Annotated in this window: 5 protein-coding genes; 4 read left to right on the forward strand and 1 reads right to left on the reverse strand. The window is 49.0% G+C overall.

Features of this window, described 5'->3' with window-relative positions; translation table 11 throughout:
• Positions 1–1,361 (reverse strand): 2-C-methyl-D-erythritol 2,4-cyclodiphosphate synthase (gene ispF, locus Q0372_RS09465; RefSeq protein ID WP_298105259.1); only part of this gene is annotated, 1,361 nt, incomplete at its 3' end.
• A gap of 217 nt (positions 1,362–1,578) precedes the next feature.
• Between ispF and thiC the strand changes: the two genes are divergently transcribed.
• From thiC to Q0372_RS09485, 4 genes are all read left to right on the forward strand, one after another.
• Entirely contained in the window at positions 1,579–2,886 is a 1,308-nt protein-coding gene (gene thiC / locus Q0372_RS09470) for a phosphomethylpyrimidine synthase ThiC (RefSeq protein ID WP_298105273.1), read from the forward strand.
• Complete coding sequence (locus Q0372_RS09475; protein WP_298105263.1) at positions 2,883–3,977, forward strand: Mrp/NBP35 family ATP-binding protein; 1,095 nt, start codon at positions 2,883–2,885, stop codon at positions 3,975–3,977. Before thiC ends, Q0372_RS09475 begins: the two co-directional genes overlap by 4 nt.
• A gap of 709 nt (positions 3,978–4,686) precedes the next feature.
• Positions 4,687–5,712 carry a hypothetical protein gene (locus Q0372_RS09480; protein WP_298105266.1) on the forward strand — a complete coding sequence of 342 codons (1,026 nt, stop codon included), beginning with the start codon at positions 4,687–4,689 and terminating at the stop codon, positions 5,710–5,712.
• Positions 5,713–5,739: 27 nt separating this feature from the next.
• Positions 5,740–6,330, forward strand: a 591-nt coding sequence (locus Q0372_RS09485) for a hypothetical protein (protein WP_298105269.1), incomplete at its 3' end; no start/stop codon positions are given.

The raw sequence follows: 6,330 nt of genomic DNA on the forward strand, positions 1-6,330 counted from the left end.
TCGGGTGGGAAGCAGATGGCCTCCAGGGCGGCGGCCATGGCCGCGTCCTGCGCCTTTGCTGCGTGCTTTTGCCAGTCGTAAAATTTCAGGTTTACCGCAGCCTGCGCGGCGATACCCTCGCTTCTGCCCGTAAATCCCAGCCCTTCGGTCGTGGTCGCTTTGACATTGACGCGCGCGCAGTTTAAAATTTCGCTTAAAACCTCCTGCATCTGCGCTTTGTAGGCTCCGATCTTTGGGCGCTGCGCGATGATCGTAATATCGGCATTTACGAGTTCATAGCCGTAGCCCCTGATGCGCCGCATTACATTTCGTAACAGCTCCTTGCTGTCCGCGCCTTTAAATTTAATGTCGCTGTCGGGGAAAAGTTCGCCGATGTCGCCTAGCATCGCCGCACCGCAGATAGCGTCGATTAGGGCATGGATCGCTACGTCGCCGTCGCTGTGTGCGATCAGCGCGAACTCGCATGGAATTTGTACGCCGCCAAGCACGATGCCCGCGCCTTTTTCAAGCGCATGCACGTCGTAACCCGTACCGCAAAAAATATCGCGCGAGCAGGGTTTTAAATTTAGCGCCGCCAGATCGCTTGCGCGCGTGATCTTAAGCGCGCCCGCTTCGCCTTTTATAAATTCCAACCGCCCGCCCGCGCTGCCGACCGCCGCGCTGTCGTCGGTAAAAATTTCGCTTCCCTCAAGCGCCTTTTTAAGTAGCGCCGTGCGCGAAAGCTGCGGCGTTTGGATGAGGCGCAGCTCCTCCCGCTTTACTACGTCCTCGCCGAGATAGGTCGTGTCATTTACGCCAAGATAGGGGCTGATGCAGTCCGCGCTGCCTAAATTTCGTATCAGCGAGGAGATCAGCTCGGGCGAAATTTGCGCGCGCGCCACGTCGCTTACGAGCACGAGCTCGCTTTCTACGAGCTTTAGCGCGTTTTTTAGCGAGCTTTGGCGATTTGCACCGCCTGGGACGAAGTGAAATTTTAAATTTGCAGAGCCGCATTCATCTGCGTCGCATTCGACTTGAGCTTTAAAATTTTCCGCGCTCCGCGGCTTGCTTGCGTCGTTTAGATCGTCTGCGCCGCATCCGATCCCGTCCCGCTCGCTTTGAAATTTATACTCGCTCGTGCCGCACTCCGCGCTTTTGCCGCGCGCCGAAGCCGAGCTGCACGCATAGAGGCGCTCGCAATAGCTCACGTCCTCCTCGTTTACGGCGATTACGATCTTTTTAAAGGGGTGCGCCTGCGCGATATTTTGCGCGACGTATTGCCAAAGCGGCAGCTCGCCCACGCGCAGCCACTGCTTTTTGACGAGGAGACCAAACCTGCTCGAATCGCCCGCGGCGAGCAAAATCAGCGATATATCTTTCAAATTTTATCCTTGAAATTTTGTTACGAAATTATACGTATTAAAAATGAAAGCAAAATTAATCGCGGCTTGCGGGCTAAAATATCTTGAGTTTAGGCGCAAATTTACGCGGTGCGGCGGCGAAATTTCAGCTTACGTTACGAAAATAAACGGCAAAAGAAAAGTAAGGATTAATGAAATTTGTTATATTATACGCGCATTTTTAAGAAGCGAGGCGAAAATGACCGAAAGCTGCGTAACGCAGATCTATTTTGCAAAAAGAGGCGAAGTGACGCCGCAGATGAGAGAGGTCGCGCAAAGCGAGCGCATGGACGTGCGGGCCTTGTGCGATCTCATCGCGCAAGGAAGAGCGATCATCCCCGCAAACGTTAATCACAAAAGCTTAAAGCCCATCGGTATCGGGCGCGCGCTGCGGTGCAAGATCAACGCAAACATCGGCTCTTCCGGCACGACGAGCGATATCGAGGGCGAGCTGGAAAAGCTTGAAGCTTGCTTAAAGTACGGCGCCGATACGGTGATGGATCTAAGCACGGGCGGCGATTTGGACGAGATCCGCGCCGCGATAATCGAGCGCTCGCCCGTACCCATAGGCACGGTGCCGATCTATCAGATGATCCATGAGCTGGGCGATATTAAAAATTTAAAAACGAGCGCTATTCTTAGCACGATCGAGAAGCAAGCGCGGCAGGGAGTGGATTATTTCACGATCCACGCGGGCTTTAAGCTCGAGTTTATGCCGCTGCTGTCCCGTCGCAAGATGGGTATCGTAAGCAGAGGAGGCTCGCTGATAGCGTCGTGGATGATGAAATTTCATAAGCAAAATCCCTTCTACGAAGCGTTTGATGAAATTTGCGATATCTGCGCCGCCTACGACGTATCGCTATCTCTAGGCGACGGCTTGCGCCCTGGCTGCTTATACGACGCGACCGATAGGGCGCAGCTTAGCGAGCTTGAAATTTTAGGCGAGCTAGCCCTGCGCGCGAATGAAAAAAACGTACAGGTGATGATCGAGGGTCCTGGGCACATTCCATTTAACGAGATCGAGTTTAATATGCAGCTAGAGCGCAAGCTCTGCCGCGACGCGCCGTTTTACGTGCTGGGGCCGCTTCCGACCGACATCGGTGCGGGCTATGATCATATAAGCTCGGCTATCGGCGGGACGATGGCTGCGTATTGCGGCGCAAGCATGCTCTGCTACGTAACGCCCAAGGAGCATCTAGGCCTTCCCAATGCAAGCGACGTCAGAGAGGGCATCATCGCACACAAAATCGCCGCTCATGCCGCAGACGTCGCGCTAGGCAAAGCGGGCGCGATAGAGCGCGATCATGCGATGAGCGATGCGAGATATGGTTTTGATTGGAACAGGCAGTTTGAGCTTAGTTTCGATCCTGCGCATGCGCGCGAGCTGCACGACGAGAGCCTGTGCGATGAAATTTACAAAGGCGCGGAGTTTTGCTCGATGTGCGGGCCGAAATTTTGCGCATATAAAATCAGTAGAAATTTAACCGAAAATAAGGAGAAAGAATGAGTAAAGACGAAGTCTTAAATTTGCTTAAAAGCGTGATCTATCCGGGCTTTTCTAAAAGCATCGTGGATTTTGGATTTGTAAAAGAGGTCGAGATCGGCGATAGAATTTTCGTAGGGATCGAAATTCCAAGCGCCAAGCCTGAGATCGCCGCAGAGCTCAGATCGGCGGTGCAAAAGGCACTCGGCGCGGACGTGGAAATTTTAATCAAACAGCCTAAGATCGCCGAGGAAAAGAGCAACTCTCGCAGCGGCAAAAATATCGCGCCGCAGATCAAGCATTTCGTGATGATCAGCAGCGGCAAGGGCGGCGTAGGCAAGAGCACGACGACGCTAAATTTAGCTATCAGCACGGCAAAGCTCGGTAAGAGAGTGGGGATTTTGGATGCCGATATTTACGGACCGAATTTGCCGCGAATGCTAGGCGAGGATAAGACGCAAGCAAGCGTCGTAGGGCAGAAGCTAAAGCCGATCTTAAGCCACGGCGTGGAGATGATGAGTATGGGCGTGCTGATGGAGGAGGGCGCGAGCCTCATCTGGCGCGGCTCGATGATAATGAAAGCGATCGAGCAGCTGCTAAAAGACGTGGCGTGGAGCGATCTGGACGTGCTGTTTTTGGATATGCCTCCGGGTACGGGCGACGCGCAACTTACGCTCGCTCAGAGCGTGCCGGTGACGGCGGGCGTGTGCGTCACGACGCCGCAGACGGTCGCGCTGGACGATAGCGCGCGCGGGCTTGATATGTTCGAAAAGCTCCACATCCCGATCGCAGGCCTTATCGAGAATATGAGCGGCTTCATCTGCCCCGATAACGGCAAGGAGTACGACATCTTCGGTCGCGGCGGCGCGCAAAAGCTGGCGCAGCGATACAACACCGAAGTAATCGGCGAGATTCCGATCGAGATCGCTATCCGCGAGGGCGGCGACAGCGGCAAGCCGGTAAGCTTCTACGCGCCAGATTCTTTGAGCGCGAAGCGCTACGAGCAGGCCGCGCGCAAGCTATGGAAAAAGATCGAGAAGATCGACCGCGAGGAGCTGGCGGATAACTCCGCGATCCAGCCAGTGATGGACGGCAAGAGCGCCTGCTCGAATTAGGGCTTTGGCGGGCGCGGCGTCAAATTTCGCGTGGAATTTTGTAGCTCGAAATTCTGCGTTAAAATTTCGCTGCGATTTTGCGCGAAATTTTATGGCGCCAGTAAAATTTTTGTGTATAGAATTTCGTGTAGAGGTTGTAGCATTAAATTTTAAAGCTTGAAATTTCGAGCTAGAATTTTATCCAAGCTTCGTTGCGTGAGGGTTCAGATAAAATTCTAAGCGCAGAATTTTACGGCGAAAATTAAATTCTAAACGCACAATTCAGCGAGGTAAAATTTGCCGTAGAATTCCGCCTTGGAGTTTTAAATGTAAAATTTTAAGCATAAAGCTTTGCCGCAGAATTTTAAAATGTGAAATTTTATCGCTAAAGCTTTGTTTTAAAATTTTAAGATGGGGCTTTAATATGAATTTTAGGCTTGAAATTTATCGCGTCTAGCTTTTTAGCGGTAGCCACAGCATTGCGCTAGTTTAAAATTTTTATTTTGCCGGGTTTCATGGCAGTGGAGCTTATCTGCGAAAGCCTCTGTAAAGCTTATTTAGGATGGAATTTTATCCGTAGCGGTCGCGGCAAGGAAATTTCTCGCGCAGCTGACATTTAAGCAGTTGGAATTTTATTCGTATAGGCAGGGAGCCAAGGCGGCAAAATCCCTAAGCCTAGGGCTTTTAGGTTTAGGGATTTTACTTTTATACGAAATAAGAAAGGTCGGTAATGAGGTTTTTGATTATTTTGGTGCTTGCATTTGCGGCGTTCGCGCAAGAGAGCAATATGCAAAAATGGGCGAGAGAGATTACTGCGGATGCGCAGATCCCGCAGGATAAGTTTTTGGCGTTTTATCTGAATAAAGATGAGCCTAAGAAGGTGGTTTTCTCTGAAAACGTCGATCGCATCAGCGTCAATTATGAAGGAAATTCCTTCCATGAAATTCCATCTCCAAATCTTATGGCGTATTGGGTCGGCGAGTTTAATTTTGACGCCGATATCGAAAAGATGGTGCTAGGAGATTACGGCTGGTCTACGCTGGTAATCGCCGTAGATGGCACGGACGTGCTAGGCGGAACATCTAGCAATCAAAAGCGCCCGCTTACGTATAAATTTAGCAAGGGCAAGCACAAGATCGAAGCGTGGTTTTTAAATGACGCGCATTCCAGCGAGCTTTTCGTGGATTTTAAAGACGTAGAGCCCTTTTATCGTCAAAAAGACGCCGTAGCCAAGATCCCTGCGGATAAGGACTACGATCTGTGTCTGGGCGCGATCTACGAAAGCGCGCAGATGAATAATCGCGTCAAGCTAAATTTAGCCAAATCCGCCAAGCCCATTGTGCTACTGCTTAGCTCATATCGCGCCGTGGAGTGGGAGATCTCAAATCCTCAAAATAACGAAATTCTAGCCGTGTTAATTTACAATCCCATTAGTAGCGTCCGTGGCGTAAGCGGTGCGTTTTACGTCGAGGATTACAGATACACGGAGGCTGCAGATGGGCTTAAATGCGAGTGTATCTCGGGTAATGTCTTTCACTGCGACGGCAGCGAGATTTATGATATGAACGGGCGCGTAAACGGGATATTTGGCAGAGGCCTAGGGGCGTTTGCCGGCAAGCACGCCGTAAATTCCTTAGATCTGCCGGGGCTTGTTATTACACCAAAAATTCTAGACGAAAGCAAAGCTCGCCTACTCTCGGTAGAAGCGGACCGCAAGAAATGCGAAAGCACGCCAATGGATGATGTGTTTAGGTAGGATGAAATTTAAAATTTGGAGGAAAAAATGAATAATAAAGATGAAAATAAGATTGAGCCACTAAGTGCTTCTGAGAGCAATAAATCGGAAGATAAAACTGATGTAAAAAACGCCCTAGCCAAAGGCGACTTAGTAGAAAAAAGAGTAACGCAAATGCTTAAGATATGTTCTTTCATAACATCCATATTTGCATTAATTGGCATTATTGGATTTATTTTTTCTTATATGCGGTATTATGGGTTTTTCACATACGAAATATTTAGTGCGAATCATATTTTGTTATTTGCCTTTTTTACATTATTGATTTTTTTAACTATTTTGGCATTATTTGGTTCAACTATAATGTATCTCTATTATAGTTTGCACAAAGATGATAGTAGTAGAAAAAGTAGAAATTTGTTTATGATATTAGCTTGGACTATTGTTGTTTTTCTGGGAATTGTTCTATATTTTGCGAACCAAGAAAATATTTTTGTGCGTTTTGTATATTGGAGTAATTGGATAGTAGGTATAATACTATTCATATCATTAATAGTACCTTTTTTACGGCGGTGCTTAAAATATGTATCTGAAATTGAAAAAGATAGGAAAATTTGGTTTGTAGCTACTATTTTTAGT

It is taken from the genome of uncultured Campylobacter sp. (genome assembly GCF_937997405.1).
Classification (GTDB): domain Bacteria; phylum Campylobacterota; class Campylobacteria; order Campylobacterales; family Campylobacteraceae; genus Campylobacter_B.

Excerpts from the sequence above, each read along its gene's own strand:
- Q0372_RS09475 (WP_298105263.1), top strand. The coding sequence starts at position 2,883 with ATGAGTAAAGACGAAGTCTTAAATTTGCTTAAAAGCGTGATCTATCCG.
- thiC (WP_298105273.1), top strand. The coding sequence starts at position 1,579 with ATGACCGAAAGCTGCGTAACGCAGATCTATTTTGCAAAAAGAGGCGAA.
- Q0372_RS09480 (WP_298105266.1), top strand. The coding sequence starts at position 4,687 with ATGAGGTTTTTGATTATTTTGGTGCTTGCATTTGCGGCGTTCGCGCAA.